Source organism: Pseudomonas sp. VMV1 (genome assembly GCF_056790235.1).
Genome location: NZ_JBXGSE010000003.1, coordinates 589,268 through 604,468, shown reverse-complemented (window position 1 = coordinate 604,468; position 15,201 = coordinate 589,268). Strand labels below are relative to the sequence as shown.

The window sequence follows — 15,201 nt, the reverse complement described above, 5'->3', positions numbered from 1 at the left end:
TCGTTAGGCGACGTTCTGCCGCTCACCCTTGGGGTCGTAGAACACCGGCGAGACGATCTCGGCAGCGATGTAGCGGCCGTCGGCCAGCGGGGCGTAGACGGTCTGCCCCATGCGGCCCAGACCACCCTTGACCATGGCCATGGCGAAGCCGTAGCCCAGGGTCGCGCTGTAGTAGCTGGAGGTCACGTGGCCCACCATGTCCATGGGGATCGGCTGGTTGCGTTCGAACACCAGCTGCGTACCCTCCGGCAGGACATCGCGTGCATCCAGCGGCTTGAGGCCGACCAGTTGCTTGCGATTCTCGCGGACGCAGTCCTGGCGATGCATGCCGCGCTTGCCAACGAAGGAGAAGCTCTTGTTCAGGCTGACCGCCCAGCCCATGCCCAGGTCCTGCGGCGTGACCGAACCGTCGGTATCCTGGCCGATGATGATGAAGCCCTTCTCCGCCCGCAGTACGTGCATGGTCTCGGTGCCGTAGGGGGTGAGGTCGAACTCCTTGCCCGCGGCGACCACCTGCTCCAGTACGCCCATGGCGTAGTTGGCCGGCACGTTGATCTCGTAGGACAGTTCACCGGTGAAGGAGATACGGAACACCCGTGCCGGCACCCCACCCACCTGGCCTTCCTTCCAGGCCATGAAGGGGAAGGCGGCGTTGTCCAGATCGATGTCGGTCAGCTTGGCCAACAGCTTGCGGCTGTTGGGGCCGGACAGGGTCAGGGTCGCCCAGTGGTCGGTGACCGAGGTGAAGTACACCTCCAGCTCCGGCCATTCGGTCTGGTGGTAGAGCTCCAGCCATTCGAAGACGCGTGCGGCGCCGCCGGTGGTGGTGGTCATCAGGAAGTGGTTGTCGCCGAGACAGGCGGTGACGCCGTCGTCGAAGACCATGCCGTCTTCCTTGCACATCAGGCCGTAACGGGCCTTGCCGATGTCCAGCTTGGTCCAGGCGTTGGTGTAGACGCGATTGAGGAACTCGCGCGCATCCTTGCCCTGGATGTCGATCTTGCCCAGGGTGGAGGCGTCGAGCAGACCAACGCTACGGCGCACGGCCAGGCACTCGCGGTTGACCGCGGCGTGCAGGTCCTCGCCCGCCTTGGGGAAGTACCAGGGACGCTTCCACTGGCCGACGTCCTCGAACAGGGCGCCCTGCTTGAGGTGCCAGGCGTGCAGCGCGGTGTAGCGCTTGGGCTCGAACAGGTGGCCGCAATGCCGTCCGGCGATGGCGCCGAAGGTGATGGGCGTGTAGTTCGGGCGGAACATGGTGGTGCCGACTTCCGGGATGGCCTTGCTCTGCACGCGGGCGGCAATGGCCAGGCCGTTGATGTTGCCCAGCTTGCCCTGGTCGGTACCGAAGCCCATGGCGGTGTAGCGCTTGACGTGCTCGATGGACTCGAAGCCCTCGCGGCAGGCCAGCTCGATGCCAGCGGCGGTCACGTCGTTCTGCAGATCGACGAACTGCTTGGGAGCCCGCGACGACGGCTTGTCGTGGGGCACCTGGAACAGCGCCAGACTCGGCTCTTCCTGGCGGAATTCGGCCTGGGGCAGTTCACCACTGACGACCTTGGCACCGGCTTCGGCCGCTGCGGTGGCGCCAGCTTCGAAACCATCGGCGAGGACGTCACCCAAGGCGAAGACCCCGTTCACCCCACCGGCGCAGACACGCTTCTGCGGGGCCGGACCGGGTACGAAGGCCTGGATGTCATCGCGCCACAGCGGACGACCGCCCAGGTGCGAGGCCAGGTGGACCACCGGGCTGTAGCCGCCGGAAGTGGCGATCAGGTCGCAGTCGAGCCACTCGCCGCCACCCAGGGTACGGAAGGCGGTCAGGTCGATGGTGGCGATCTTGGCGCCGGTCACGCGGGTGTTGCCGCGGGCTTCGCTCACGGCCGTTCCGCCCATGACGCGCACGCCACGCTTGCGCACTTCCTCGACCCAGGCACCGCGCGGATTGGGACGCGCGTCGGCCACGGCCACCACCTGGCGACCGGCTTCGAGCCAGTCCAGCGCCACGCGGTAGGCATAATCGTTGTTGGTGGACAGCACCAGCCGCTGGCCCGGGGCCACGGCATAGCGGCGGATGTAGGTGGAGACGGCGCCGGCCACCATGTTGCCCGGCAGGTCGTTGTTGCCGTACACCAGCGGCCGCTCGTGGGCGCCGGTCGCCAGTACCACGCGAGTGGCGCGGACACGGTGCAGGCGCTGACGCACCTGGCCATGGGGCGCGCGATCACCCAGGTGATCGGTCAGCCGCTCGTGAATGGTGAGAAAGTTGTGGTCGTGATAGCCGTTGACCGTGGCGCGCGGCAGCAGCACCACGTTGTCCAGGCCCTGCAGTTCGGCGACCGCCTTGGCCGCCCAGTCGGCAGCCGGGGCGCCGTCGAGACGCTCGCGACTGTCCAGCAGGCTGCCACCGAACTCTTCCTGTTCGTCGGCCAGGATCACCCGGGCACCGCTACGACCGGCGGCCAGGGCGGCAGCCAGACCGGCGGCGCCACCGCCCACCACCAGCACATCGCAGTGCTGGTTGAAGTTGTCATAGGTGTCGGGGTCGACCTGAGTCGGCGCACGCCCGAGGCCAGCGGCCTTGCGGATGTACTTCTCGTAGGTCATCCACAGATTCTGCGGATACATGAAGGTCTTGTAGTAGAACCCGGGCGGCATCATCTTGCCGCCGACCTTGCCGAGAATGCCCATGAGGTCGTTGTTGACGCTCGGCCAGCCATTGGTGCTGGCGGAAACCAGACCCTGGTACAGCGCCTGCTGGGTCGCCCGCACGTTGGGCACCTGGGTGGCCTCGGTGGCGCCGATCTGCATGATGGCGTTGGGCTCTTCGGCACCGGCGGCGACGATGCCGCGGGGGCGGGAGTACTTGAAGCTGCGACCGATCACGTCCACGCCGTTGGCCAGCAGCGCCGAGGCCAGGGTGTCACCCTTGAAGCCCTGGTAGGTCTGACCGTTGAAGGTGAAGGTGATGGCCTGGCTGCGGTCCAGGCGACCGCCCTGGGTGAGTCGATGGACCTGGCTCATTTGCGCTCTCCTCGCTCGGCGGTGAAGCGGGGCTGCTCGCCGATCGGATAGGTTTCGAGAATTTCGTAGGTCTCGGTGTTACGGGTCGCGTTGAAGTACTGGCGGCAACCCGACGCGTGGACCCACAGCTCGTGACGCAGACCGCGCGGATTGTCGCGGAAGAACATGTAATCGCCCCACTCCGCGTCGCTGCAGGCCTCGGGATCCAGCGGACGCGGGATGTGCGCCTCGCCAGCGGCGTGGAATTCTTCTTCGGAGCGCAATTCCCCGCAGTGGGGGCAATGGATGTACAACATGCTCGGGCTCCTTAGTGCGCGACGGCCGCTGCGCCGTGTTCGTCGATCAGCGCGCCAGTGTGGAAACGGTCGATGGAGAAAGGCTTGGCCAGCGGATGCATCTCGCCGGAGGCCAGGGACGCCGCGAAGACGTTGCCCGAGCCGGGAGTGGCCTTGAAGCCGCCGGTACCCCAACCGCAGTTGAAGAACAGGTTTTCCACCGGGGTCTTGGAAATGATCGGGCAGGCATCCGGCGAGGTGTCGACGATGCCGCCCCACTGACGGTTCATGCGTACCCGCGAGAGGATCGGGAACATCTCGACGATGGCCTGCAGGGTGTGCTCGATCACCGGATAGGAGCCGCGTTGGCCGTAGCCGACCCAGCTGTCGATACCGGCGCCGATCACCAGGTCGCCCTTGTCGGACTGGCTGATGTAGCCGTGCACCGCGTTGGACATGATGACGCTGTCGATGATGGGCTTGATCGGTTCGGAGACCAGCGCCTGCAGCGGGTGGGATTCCAGCGGCAGGCGGAAGCCCGCGAGCTTGGCCATGTGCCCGGAGTTGCCTGCGGTGACCACGCCGACGCGACGGGCGCCGATGAAGCCGCGATTGGTTTCCACGCCGATCACCTTGCCGTCCTGCTTGCGGAAGCCAGTGACTTCGGTCTGCTGGATCAGGTCCACGCCCAGGGCGTCGGCGGCGCGGGCGAAGCCCCAGGCCACTGCGTCGTGACGGGCCACACCACCACGACGCTGCACGGTGGCACCGAAGATCGGGTAGCGGGTGTTCTTGCTGCAGTCCAGGTAGGGAATCTCCTCGGCCACCTGGCGGGTGTCGAGCAGTTCGCCGTCCACGCCATTGAGGCGGTTGGCACTGACCCGGCGCTCGGAATCGCGCATGTCCTGCAGGGTGTGGCAGAGGTTGTAGACGCCGCGCTGGGAGAACATGACGTTGTAGTTCAGGTCCTGGGACAGGCCTTCCCACAGCTTCATGGCGTGCTCATAGAGGTGCGCCGACTCGTCCCACAGATAGTTGGAGCGAACGATGGTGGTGTTGCGTGCGGTGTTGCCGCCGCCCAGCCAGCCTTTCTCGATCACCGCGACGTTCTTCACGCCGAATTGCTTGGCGAGGTAATAGGCGGTAGCCAGACCGTGACCGCCACCACCGACGATGACTACGTCGTATGCCGGCTTGGGCGTCGGAGTGCGCCACATCCGCTGCCAGTTCTCGTGATGGCTCAGGGAGTGCTTGAAGAGGCCGAAGCCGGAATAGCGTTGCATCTGGAGACTCCTGCAGACGACGCCCCTTTCCGCTGAGAGGGAAAGGGGTTGGATAGGGGTTGCGTCAGGATTGCAGCGACTAGCGGTAAACCGGATAGTCGCGGCACAGCGCAGCCACCTGGCGCGCCACCTGGGCTTCCACATCGGCATCGCCGAGGTGGTCGAGGATGTCGCAGATCCAGCCGGCGACGCGCTCGCTTTCGCTGACGCCCAGACCACGGGTGGTCAGGGCCGGGGTGCCGATGCGCAGACCCGAGGTCACGAAGGGCGACTGGGGATCGTTGGGCACGGCGTTCTTGTTCACGGTGATGCAGGCACGACCCAGGGCGGCGTCCGCATCCTTGCCGGTGATGCCCTGCTTGATCAGGCTGACCAGGAACAGGTGGTTGTCGGTACCGCCGGAGACCACGTCGAAGCCGCGGGCCTTGAACACGCCGGCCATGGCCTGGGCGTTCTTGATCACCTGCTGCTGGTAGGTCTTGAAGCCCGGCTCCAGGGCTTCCTTGAAGCACACGGCCTTGCCGGCGATGACGTGCATTAGCGGGCCACCCTGGGCACCCGGGAACACCGCGGCGCTGAGCTTCTTCTCGATGTCGGCGTTGGCCTTGCACAGGATCAGGCCGCCACGGGGGCCGCGCAGGGTCTTGTGGGTGGTGGTGGTCACCACGTCGGCGAAGGGCACCGGGTTCGGATAGACACCGGCAGCGACCAGACCGGCCACGTGGGCCATGTCGACGAACAGCAGGGCGCCCACGCTATCGGCGATGTCGCGGAAGCGCTGGAAGTCCAGGGTCTTGGAGTAGGCGGAGAAGCCCGCCACGATCATCTTGGGCTTGTGCTCCTCGGCCAGACGCTGGATCTCGTCATAGTCGATCAGCCCGGTGTCAGTGTTGATGCCGTACTGCACCGCGTTGTACAGCTTGCCGGAGGAGCTGACCTTGGCGCCGTGGGTCAGGTGACCGCCATGGGCCAGGCTCATGCCCAGGATGGTGTCGCCGGGCTGCAGCAGTGCCAGGTAGACGGCCGAGTTGGCCTGGGAGCCGGAGTGCGGCTGGACGTTGGCGTAGTCGGCGCCGAACAGCTGCTTGGCGCGCTCGATGGCCAGCTGCTCGACCTTGTCGACGTGCTCGCAGCCACCGTAGTAACGCTTGCCCGGATAGCCTTCGGCGTACTTGTTGGTCAGCACGCTGCCCTGGGCTTCCATGACGCGCTGGCTGGTGTAGTTTTCGGATGCGATCAGTTCCAGGTGATGCTCCTGGCGCCGCGCTTCCTCGCCCATGGCGGCGAACAACGCATCATCGTAGCCCTGGATTTGGTCCTGCTTGCTGAACATCGCGGCGCTCCTAAAGTCTGTGGCGGTGAAAACCACCCCCTTGGCCGCGATGGTAGGCCCGGCCCCAGACCCCAAGATGCCTGTTTACGCCCCGGGCCGGCGCGTTTGCGACAGCCGTCCAGACGCCGTGTTCCACCGCTCGCCGGGTCCCGTCAAGTCGGCTCGCTTGGAGCCGATAGGCTGGCTACGTCTTTATCCCAGCCAGCGAGTTCTGCCATGTTCAATGCGCATCTAAAGAAGACCATCGCTCGGCTGGAAGCCGAGGCGAACGCCAACCAGGGCCTGACCCAGGCACTGGAGCGTTCCATGGCGGTGATCGAGTTCGACCTCGACGGCGTGATCCTGCGCGCCAACGACAACTTCCTCCGGCTGACCGGCTACGGGGCCGACGTCCTGATCGGCCAGCATCATCGTCGCCTCTGCCCTCCCGCCGTGGTCCAGAGCCGCGACTACGGCGATTTCTGGGCCCGCCTGAAGCGCGGCGAGTACGTCTCCGGCGCCTTCCAGCGTCTCGACGCCCAGGGCCGTACGCTTTGGCTCGAAGCCAGCTACAACCCGGTCCCCGACGGCAGCGGCAAGATCGCCAGGGTGGTGAAATACGCCCTCGACGTCACCGAACAGGTCGAGCGCGACAGCGAAGCCCAGAGCAAGCTCAAGGCCCTGGACCGCGCCATGGCCCGGATCGAATTCGACCTGGACGGGCGCATCCTGACCGCCAACGACAACTTCCTGGCCACCCTGGGCTACAGCCTGAAGGAGCTCCAGGGCCAGCATCACCGCCTGTTTTGTGAGCCCGACCTGGTCAACAGCAACGAATACGGCGACTTCTGGCGTCGCCTCAACGCCGGCGAATTCTTCCGCGGCCAGTTCAAGCGCCTGGGCAAGCACGGCCGGGTGATCTGGCTCGAAGCGAGTTACAACCCCGTGTACGACGCCACCGGCCGGCTATATAAGGTGGTCAAGTACGCCAGTGACATCAGCGAGCGGGTGGAAAAGCACGAAAGCGATGGCCGCAGTGCCTCGCGGGCCTATCACATCTCCGCCGAGACCGAAAAAGTCGCCGAGCAGGGCACCCGGATCATCCAGGCCGCGGCAGGCGAGATGCGCGAGATCGCGCAGAACGTCAGCCAGTCCGCCGAGGTGATCGGCCAGCTGGGCCAGCGCTCCGAGCAGATCACCGCCATCGTCAACACCATCCGCGGCATCGCCGACCAGACCAACCTGCTGGCGCTCAACGCGGCCATCGAGGCCGCCCGCGCCGGCGATCAGGGCCGTGGCTTCGCCGTGGTCGCCGACGAGGTCCGCCAGCTGGCGGGGCGTACCAGCAGCGCCACGGCGGAAATCGCCGAGATGATCGGTCGAATCCTCAGCGAAACCCAGCAGGCCGTCGCCAGCATGGAAAGCACCCAGGGCCGGGCGGTCAAGGGCGTCGAGCTCGCGGATCAGGCCGGTGCGGTGATCGTGCAGATCCGCGATGGTGCCAGCGAGGCCGTGGACGCCGTGAGCATGTTCGCCAGCAAGCTGGACGAATCCGAGGTGATGTCCAAGAGCGCCCGCAACCGGGTGGGTCACTGATATCGCCGGCGCTGGCAGCGACTTGATCCGGATCAAGCGCCCCTAGCGTCGGCGGTCTAGCATGAAGGCATACCCCTTTCGTGGAGATGCCCCATGCACAATGTCCTGGTCGCCTACGACGGTTCACCCAGCGCCGACAACGCCCTGCGCTACGTCCTTGAGCTGGTGAAGGCCGGTCTGTCGCTGGACCTGCACCTGCTCAATGTACAGAACGAACCGGAAATCTACGGCGCGCCCTTCGATGACCGCATCCTGCGCGAATGGCGAGGCAGCCTGCAGGACAAGGCCGAAGACATTCTGGTCAGGGCGCGCCCGGCCCTGCTGGAAGCCGGTATCGAGGCCCAGACCCATGTGGGCTTCGGCAGCATCGCCGAGACCATTGGCGAAACGGCACGGCGACTGGAGGTGGACACCGTAGTGATGGGCACCCGTGGCCTGGGTTCGCTCAGCGGCCTGCTGCTCGGCTCGGTGGCCCACCGCGTGGTGCACCAGGTACCGCTGCCGGTGATCCTGGTGAAATAGGCACCCAACAAAAAACCAGCCCGTGGGCTGGTTTTTTCGTTTCAGGCACCTGGCGGCTCAGATGCTCAGCGTCCAGTCATAGTCGACGATCAGCGGCGCGTGCTCGGAGAAGCGTGGTTGCCGCGGCAGCCGAGCCGAGCGCACGAAGCGGCGCAGCCCCGGAGTGAGGATGTTGTAGTCGAAGCGCCAGCCCAGATTCAGGTGCTCGGCCTGGTCGCTATCGGGCCACCAGCTGAACTGGTCGCCTTCGCGGCTCACTTCGCGCAGGGCATCCACATAGCCCATGTTGCCGATCACCTCGTCCATCCAGGCCCGCTCGGGGGCGAGGAAGCCAGGGATCTGCTGGCAGTCGCGCCAGTTCTTCACGTCCTGCTTCTGATGCGCCACATACAGCGAGCCGCAATAGATGTACTCGCGGCGCTTGCGGCGCTGCTTGTTCAGGTAATGGGTGAAGTCGTCCATGAACTTGAATTTCATGTTCAGATCCTCATCACCACGCTTGCCCGAGGGCAACAGCAGGCTGGCGATGCTGACCTTGTCGAAGTCCGCCTGCAGATAGCGGCCGAAGCGATCGCAGGACTCGAAGCCCAGGCCGCTGATCACCGCTTTCGGCTGAACCCGGGTATAGAGCGCGACCCCGCCCTGGGACGGCACTTCGGCGTCGCAGGCATAGAGGATGTAACCCTCCAGCGCATAGGCCGGATCGTCCATGTCATAAGAAGAGGCGCGGGTATCCTGCAAGCAGATCACGTCGGCATTCTGCGCCTTAAGCCAGGGCAACAGGCCCCGCTCCACAGCGTCCTGAATACCATTGACGTTCAAGCTGATGATCCGCATAAATGGCCCCCAAAAAATCGTGGATGTATGATACCCGAGCTAAACCGGTTTAGCTAAATACAAGCCGCGCAAGGACTTATATGCAGGCGTATCAGCGTAATTTCATTCGTTTCGCCATCGAGCGCGGAGTTCTGCGTTTTGGCGAATTCACTCTGAAATCGGGACGCGTCAGCCCCTATTTCTTCAACGCAGGCCTGTTCCACAGCGGTTCGGCGCTGGCCCACCTCGGGCGCTGCTATGCCGATGCGCTGGTCGCGGCCAACCTGCCCTTCGATGTGCTCTTCGGCCCGGCCTACAAAGGCATTCCCCTGGCGGCCGCCACGGCGGTGGCCCTGGTCGAGCACCACGGCCGCGATACGCCCTGGTGTTTCAACCGCAAGGAAGCCAAGGATCACGGCGAAGGCGGCCTGCTGGTGGGCGCACCCCTGACCGGCCGGGCGCTGATCATCGACGACGTCATCACCGCCGGCACCGCCATCCGCGAGGTCATGCAGATCATCGAGGCGCAGGGCGCCAGCGCGGCCGGTGTACTCATCGCCCTGGACCGCCAGGAACGCGGGCGCGGCGAGCTGTCGGCCATCCAGGAAGTCGAGCGTGACTATGGCATCCCGGTGCTGAGTATCGTGGCCCTGGATCAGGTGCTCGAATACCTGGCCGAGGACGCCGAGCTCAAGCGTCACCTGCCCGCCGTCCAGGACTATCGCGCTCAATACGGCATCTAGCCGCCAGCCCCCAGGAGAGACGGTCATGCTCGTACGTCGCGCCGCTGCCAGCCTGTTGCTCATCGCCCTGCCGCTGGCCGGCCAGGCGGCCGAGCTGTATCGTTATCTGGACCGCAACGGCACCCTGGTCATCGACCGCCAGGGCGTGCCGCCGGAATACGCTGGCAAGGGCTACGACGTGCTCAACGAGCAGGGCCGGGTGATCCGCAAGGTCGCCCCAGCCCTGCCCGCCGCGGAAATCGACCGCCAGGCGCAAGCGCGCCAGCAGGCGCTGGTCGACGGCCAACTGCGCAAGCTCTACAGCAATGTCGAGGATGTCGACCGCGCCAAGGCGCGCAAGCTGGCGGAGCTGGATGGCCTGATGCAGATCAAGAAGGCCACCCTGGACTCCGTGCGCCAGCAGCAGAGCCAACTGATGGAGCAGGCGGCGGTGTACCAGCGCAATGGCCAGGCACTCCCTGCGGACCTGCAGGCCCGCCTCGACGCCATGGCAGCCGATCAGATCCGCCTGCGGGCCGATCTGCAGCGCTACGCCGAGCTGCGCATCACTACCAGCGCCGCCTTCGATGCCGATCGCGCGCGCATGCAGCGGCTGGAAGCGACCCAGGACACGGACCAGTAAGTCGACTGACGCCACTTCACCGATCCCTCGGCCTTCCCGTGGCGGCGCCCGTTCGCTCACGTGGTAATGGCTGTGCGCTCTCCACTCAGCGGCCCCTTCCCCTCCATCGCCTGCCCAGCGATACCGCTAGCTCCTCATGTCTTGGCACACAGTGTGCAAACTCGACCTCAGCCTATTGTTGAACAATCGGATGCATGCCTGGTGATGGTCGGAAACGGCTCAGCGTTGGACTGAGACCGATACCGTCACGGGTTGGTGAGGAGCCCGCCATGAATGGCAAAGACGCGAGCGGACTACCGCTAGGGATTCAGCTGCTCCAGGAGATGCGCGAAGACATCATCGGCGGCCGCCTGCTGCCCGGTACCGCGCTGGTCGAGAGTGAGCTGGTGCGGGCCTACAACGCCTCGCGCAACACCATCCGCGAAGCCCTGCACCAGCTGGATCGCGAGGGCCTGGCCACCTATGTGCGCCACAAGGGCGTGATGGTGCGCCGCCTGGGCCTGGCCGAGGTACGCGACATCTTTCAGGTGCGCCGTACCCTGGAGGTGCAGGCCATCCTCTCCAGCCGACCGCTGCGCGAGTACCAGTCCGATCGCATGCTGGACGCGCTGGAGGCCGCCGACCTGGCGCAGTCGCGCGAAGACTGGCGCGCCTTCGGTACCCACGGCCTGCATTTCCATCAGCACATCGTCGGCCTGCTGCGCAGTCCGCTGTTCGACGAATTCTTCGCCAACGTCGCCGCGCAGATGCGCCTGCTGTTTTCCATCGCTCCCGACGAAGAACACTTCCAGCGCCCCTGGCTGGCACGCGACCGCCAGATCCATGACCTGCTCGGCGCCGGTCGCCTGCAGGCGGCGGCGGAGGCCATGACCAGCTATCTCGATGATTCCGAAAACCGGCTGCTGGACCTGCTCAGCGCCGCCAAGCCGCACTGACCGAGGAGACCGCCCATGTACAAGGACTACCCCGCCGCCTACCAGGCCACCCAGGGCTCCGCCCTGCAAGTCGACCAGGCCTTCTATGATCGCCTGCGCGAAAGAAAGGAGGCCCGCACCCTGATCGAGCAGTTCGAGATCCCGATCCGCACCGGCCGCGCCTGGAAGGTGCCGGCGGGTCATCTGTTCCGCGTCACCACTCCGCACGGTCCCCAGGTCGGCGACTTCAACGTCTGGAACGCCGAGGACCCACGCGAGCGGATGTGGGCCGCGCGCACCCGACAACTGCAGGGTGCCCATGTCAGCACCTATGATCGTCTCTGGTCGAACCTGCCCTTCCTGCGCCCCCTGCTGACCATCACCGACGACAGCCTGGCCGGTTATGGCATCGACGAACACGGCGGCCGCCTGCATGACCTGCTGGGCACCCGCTGCGATCCCTACGTCAACAAGATGCTCACCGGCGAGGACTTCCACCACCACTGCCACTCGAATCTGACCCGCGCGGTGCTGCCCCATGGCCTCACCGAATTCGACGTGCACGACGTGCTGAACATCTTCCAGTGCACCGGCCTGAATCACGACGACCTGTACTTCATGAAGGCCTGTCCGGCCAAGCCCGGCGACTACCTGGAGTTCTTCGCCGAGATCGACGTGCTCTGCGCCCTGTCCACCTGCCCGGGTGGCGATCTGTCCCTGGCGATGTGGGGGCCCGAGGCCGAGGACCCGCTCAAGGTCTGTCGCCCACTGGGGGTGGAGATCTACCGGGTCGAGGAGGCGTTGCTGGAGGGTTGGGAATCACCCAAGCGAGCCGCCTACAACGGCCAGCATGGCCTGACCCTGCCCACGCCCAGCTGGGAGCAGTGAGCCTCAGACAGTAATGAAAACGGCGCCCTGGGGCGCCGTTTTCGTCCGACCGCAGCGCGATCAGCGCTTGCGGTTGGAGATCAGGGTACCGACGCCGACGTCGGTGAAGATTTCCAGCAGCACCGCGTTGGGCACCCGGCCATCGATGATGTGGGCGCTCTCTACGCCCCCCTGCACCGCTTCCAGCGCACAGCGGATCTTTGGCAGCATGCCGCCGTAGATGGTGCCGTCGGCGATCAGCGAATCGACCTGCTCGGTGGACAGCCCGGTGAGCACCTGGCCCTGCTTGTCCATCAGGCCGGCGATGTTGGTCAGCAGCATCAGCTTCTCGGCCTTGAGCGCCTCGGCCACCTTGCCCGCCACCAGGTCGGCGTTGATGTTGTAGGACTCGCCGTCCGGACCCACGCCGATGGGCGCGATGACCGGGATGAAGTCACCCCGCACCAGCATGTTGATCAGGTCGACGTTGACCCCGGTGACCTCGCCCACGTGGCCGATGTCGATGATCTCCGGCTTGGTCATCTCCGGCGTCTGCCGACTGACCTTGAGCTTGGTGGCGCGGATCAGGCCCGCGTCCTTGCCGGTCAGGCCGATGGCCTTGCCGCCATGGCGGTTGATCAGGTTGACGATGTCCTTGTTGACCTGGCCGCCGAGCACCATTTCCACCACATCCATGGTCTGGGCGTCGGTGACGCGCATGCCGTCGATGAAGTGGCTTTCGATGGACAGGCGCTTGAGCAGGTCGCCGATCTGCGGACCGCCGCCGTGCACCACCACCGGGTTGATGCCCACCGCCTTCATCAGCACGATGTCACGGGCGAAACCGGCCTTGAGCTCGTCGCTCTCCATGGCGTTGCCGCCGTACTTGATCACCAGCGTCTTGCCGACGAACCGGCGGATATAGGGCAGCGCCTCGGACAGCACCTCGGCGACGTGCGAGGCATCCTCGCGGCTCAGGGTCATGGCTCACCTCTCAAGGTCGACAAAGAAAAGACAAAGGGCGCCTAGGCGCCCTCTGTGCTACCGCTGACCCGAGGTCAGAACGGCAGGTTCAGATCCGGCTGCACCGCCAGCAACTGCTTGCGGAACACCGTCTTGATGCGCTCCAGCTCCTCGAGGGTTTCCGCCTCGAAACGCAGCACCAGCACCGGCGTGGTGTTGGATGCACGCACCAGGCCCCAACCGTGCTGGTAATCGACGCGGACGCCGTCCAGGGTGGTGATCTGGGCATCGCCCCACTGGGCGTCGCGCTGCAGGGTTTCGATGATGCCGAACTTGTTCTCTTCGGTCACCTGGATATTGATCTCCGGGGTGGAGATGTCTACCGGGAAGGTATCGAACACCTGTTGGGCGCTGGTCTTCTCCTGGCTGAGGATCTCCAGCAGACGCACGGCGCTGTAGATGCCGTCGTCGAAACCGAACCAGCGCTCCTTGAAGAACACGTGGCCGCTCATCTCGCCGGCCAGCAGGGCGCCGGTTTCCTTCATCTTTTTCTTGATCAGCGAGTGGCCGGTCTTCCACATGATGGGACGACCGCCGTAGCCGGCGATGAGGTTGTTCAGGCGACGGGTGCATTTGACGTCGAAGATGATGTCGGCGCCCGGGTTGCGGGAGACCACGTCCTTGGCGAACAGCATCAGCAGCTGGTCGGGGTAGATGATCTTGCCTTCGTTGGTCACCACGCCCACGCGGTCGCCGTCGCCATCAAAGGCCAGGCCCAGGTCGGCGCCGGTTTCCTTGACCTTGGCGATCAGGTCTTCCAGGTTCTCGGGCTTGCCCGGATCCGGATGGTGGTTGGGGAAGTTGCCATCCACCTCGCAGAACAGCGGGATGACCTCACAGCCCAGGGACTCGATCAGCTGGGGCGCATTGACCGCGGCAACACCGTTGCCGGCGTCCACCACGACCTTGAGTTTCTTGGCCAGCACCACGTCGTTGCGGATGTAGTCGGCGTAGCTCTTGAGCACGTCGACCTGCTTGATCTGGCCCTGGCCGCTGGCTACTTCGCCGGTCTCGATGCGCTCGCGCAGACGCTGGATGGATTCGTTGGCCAGGGTCTCGCCAGCGATGACGATCTTGAAGCCGTTGTAGTCCGGCGGGTTGTGGCTGCCGGTCAGCATGACACCGGACTTGCCTTCGAGCACGTTGGCTGCGTAGTAGAGCACCGGGGTCGGCACCATGCCGACATCGCTGACATTGGCGCCGCTATCGGCCACGCCCTTGATCAGTTGGGCGACCAGTTCGGGGCCGGACAGACGGCCATCACGGCCGACGGCCACGTTGGGCTCGCCACGCGCCAGGCTCTCCGAGCCGATGGCGCGCCCGATCCAGTAGGCGGCTTCGGCAGTCAGGGAGTCACCCACCACGCCACGGATGTCGTAGGCGCGGAAGATGCTGGCGTTGAGTTGGGGGGCTTGCGGGGTAGTGCTCATTGGGGGTTTCTCCAATCCCAGGAGATCCTGGTCTTCGTCGAGGATACTGATATCGAGGATGTCGGTGGTCTGGAACAGCGGCTCGCTCTGCTGAGCGCGGCCTCTGTCGGCAAACTCCGCCAGGGTCTTGGCCACGGCATCACTAGGTGCTGCGGCGTAGAGGTCCGGCGACGACCCGGCCGATCGGTTGGCCAATCGGGCCGTCGACTTGGCCACGGGTTCCATTACCGCCAGGCGCAAGGTCGGGCTTTTGGCTATCTGATTGGATTCAAGTTCCTCGGCATAGGCCGTCAGACTGCGGACGTCATCACGTAGCCGCCGTGACAGCTCCCGGGAAAACAGCCAAAAGCCCGCCAGCAGGCCGAACAGCGCCAGCAGCAGTGCCACCAGGGGAATGCCCACCGGGGTGTCGGCGCCCGCCTCGGCGGCAGGTGCCAGTTCCAGCGTCCAGAGCGGGCTACCAGTGGCGAGCCGGCGCATCAGCGCCGGATCACCGGGGGTACCGCCACTGGCCAGTACCTGCACCCCGCCACCGGGAAACTGCTGCAGCAGGCGCCACTGACCAACCGTCGCCGGCGGCGTGGCCCAGCCCTGCAGGACGGCCGAGAGTTCTTCCACCAGCACGGCGCTGCCCAGCAGTTGATCGCCACGGCGAATGGGCTGGGCACTGTAGACCAGCCAGCGGTCGCCCACGCGATAGGCTTCCGGCGGCGTGCGCTGGCCGCTTTCCAGGCGCTTGAGCAAGTCGAGCGCGGCGTAGTTGAGGGGACCGGG

General features: G+C 65.4%; 13 protein-coding genes and 1 pseudogene. 7 read left to right on the top strand and 7 right to left on the bottom strand.

Annotated elements, in window-relative coordinates; translation table 11 throughout:
* Positions 1-3: 3 nt before the first annotated feature.
* From ACUCV0_RS12885 to glyA, 4 genes are all read right to left on the bottom strand, one after another.
* Positions 4-3,024, bottom strand: a complete 3,021-nt coding sequence (locus ACUCV0_RS12885; RefSeq protein ID WP_059316709.1) for a sarcosine oxidase subunit alpha — start codon at positions 3,022-3,024, stop codon at positions 4-6.
* Entirely contained in the window at positions 3,021-3,320 is a 300-nt protein-coding gene (locus ACUCV0_RS12880; protein ID WP_059316710.1) for a sarcosine oxidase subunit delta, read from the bottom strand. Before ACUCV0_RS12880 ends, ACUCV0_RS12885 begins: the two co-directional genes overlap by 4 nt.
* Before the next feature lie 11 nt (positions 3,321-3,331).
* A complete protein-coding gene (locus ACUCV0_RS12875) occupies positions 3,332-4,582 on the bottom strand; it encodes a sarcosine oxidase subunit beta family protein (RefSeq protein WP_059316711.1) in 1,251 nt (416 codons plus the stop codon).
* Between the two features lie 79 nt (positions 4,583-4,661).
* Positions 4,662-5,915 carry a serine hydroxymethyltransferase gene (gene glyA / locus ACUCV0_RS12870; protein WP_059316712.1) on the bottom strand — a complete coding sequence of 418 codons (1,254 nt, stop codon included), beginning with the start codon at positions 5,913-5,915 and terminating at the stop codon, positions 4,662-4,664.
* On the opposite strand from glyA, the pseudogene ACUCV0_RS12865 reads away from it, so the two are divergent.
* The 3 genes and pseudogenes from ACUCV0_RS12865 to ACUCV0_RS12855 all read left to right on the top strand — a co-directional run.
* A pseudogene (locus tag ACUCV0_RS12865) lies at positions 5,832-6,902 on the top strand (PAS domain-containing protein); the annotation flags it as partial. The gene glyA and the pseudogene ACUCV0_RS12865 sit on opposite strands and share 84 nt — an antisense overlap.
* Positions 6,903-7,490 carry a methyl-accepting chemotaxis protein gene (locus ACUCV0_RS12860; protein WP_482212976.1) on the top strand — a complete coding sequence of 196 codons (588 nt, stop codon included), beginning with the start codon at positions 6,903-6,905 and terminating at the stop codon, positions 7,488-7,490.
* A gap of 93 nt (positions 7,491-7,583) precedes the next feature.
* Positions 7,584-8,012 (top strand): universal stress protein, encoded by a 429-nt coding sequence (locus ACUCV0_RS12855; protein ID WP_271653423.1) that lies wholly within the window; start codon positions 7,584-7,586, stop codon positions 8,010-8,012.
* 57 nt (positions 8,013-8,069) lie between these two features.
* Here the strand turns inward: ACUCV0_RS12855 and ACUCV0_RS12850 are convergent, their stop codons facing one another.
* A complete protein-coding gene (locus ACUCV0_RS12850; RefSeq protein WP_007160046.1) occupies positions 8,070-8,849 on the bottom strand; it encodes a catabolite repression control protein Crc in 780 nt (259 codons plus the stop codon).
* An 80-nt stretch (positions 8,850-8,929) separates the two neighbouring features.
* Here ACUCV0_RS12850 and pyrE point away from each other — a divergent pair, with 80 nt between their 5' ends.
* The 4 genes from pyrE to ACUCV0_RS12830 all read left to right on the top strand — a co-directional run bounded on the left by pyrE (position 8,930) and on the right by ACUCV0_RS12830 (position 11,995).
* Complete coding sequence (gene pyrE / locus ACUCV0_RS12845) at positions 8,930-9,571, top strand: orotate phosphoribosyltransferase (RefSeq protein ID WP_059316715.1); 642 nt, start codon at positions 8,930-8,932, stop codon at positions 9,569-9,571.
* Between the two features lie 25 nt (positions 9,572-9,596).
* Positions 9,597-10,193, top strand: a complete 597-nt coding sequence (locus ACUCV0_RS12840) for a DUF4124 domain-containing protein (protein ID WP_482212862.1) — start codon at positions 9,597-9,599, stop codon at positions 10,191-10,193.
* A gap of 269 nt (positions 10,194-10,462) precedes the next feature.
* Entirely contained in the window at positions 10,463-11,128 is a 666-nt protein-coding gene (locus tag ACUCV0_RS12835) for a GntR family transcriptional regulator (protein WP_482212861.1), read from the top strand.
* Between the two features lie 15 nt (positions 11,129-11,143).
* Positions 11,144-11,995: an urea carboxylase-associated family protein gene (locus ACUCV0_RS12830; protein ID WP_313647635.1), complete on the top strand. Its 852-nt coding sequence runs from the start codon at positions 11,144-11,146 to the stop codon at positions 11,993-11,995.
* A 60-nt stretch (positions 11,996-12,055) separates the two neighbouring features.
* Here ACUCV0_RS12830 and argB read toward each other — a convergent pair whose 3' ends face one another.
* Both argB and algC read right to left on the bottom strand, forming a co-directional pair.
* Positions 12,056-12,958 (bottom strand): acetylglutamate kinase, encoded by a 903-nt coding sequence (argB, locus tag ACUCV0_RS12825; protein WP_059316719.1) that lies wholly within the window; start codon positions 12,956-12,958, stop codon positions 12,056-12,058.
* A gap of 74 nt (positions 12,959-13,032) precedes the next feature.
* A complete protein-coding gene (gene algC / locus ACUCV0_RS12820) occupies positions 13,033-14,427 on the bottom strand; it encodes a phosphomannomutase/phosphoglucomutase (RefSeq protein ID WP_271655882.1) in 1,395 nt (464 codons plus the stop codon).
* Positions 14,428-15,201: the final 774 nt, after the last annotated feature.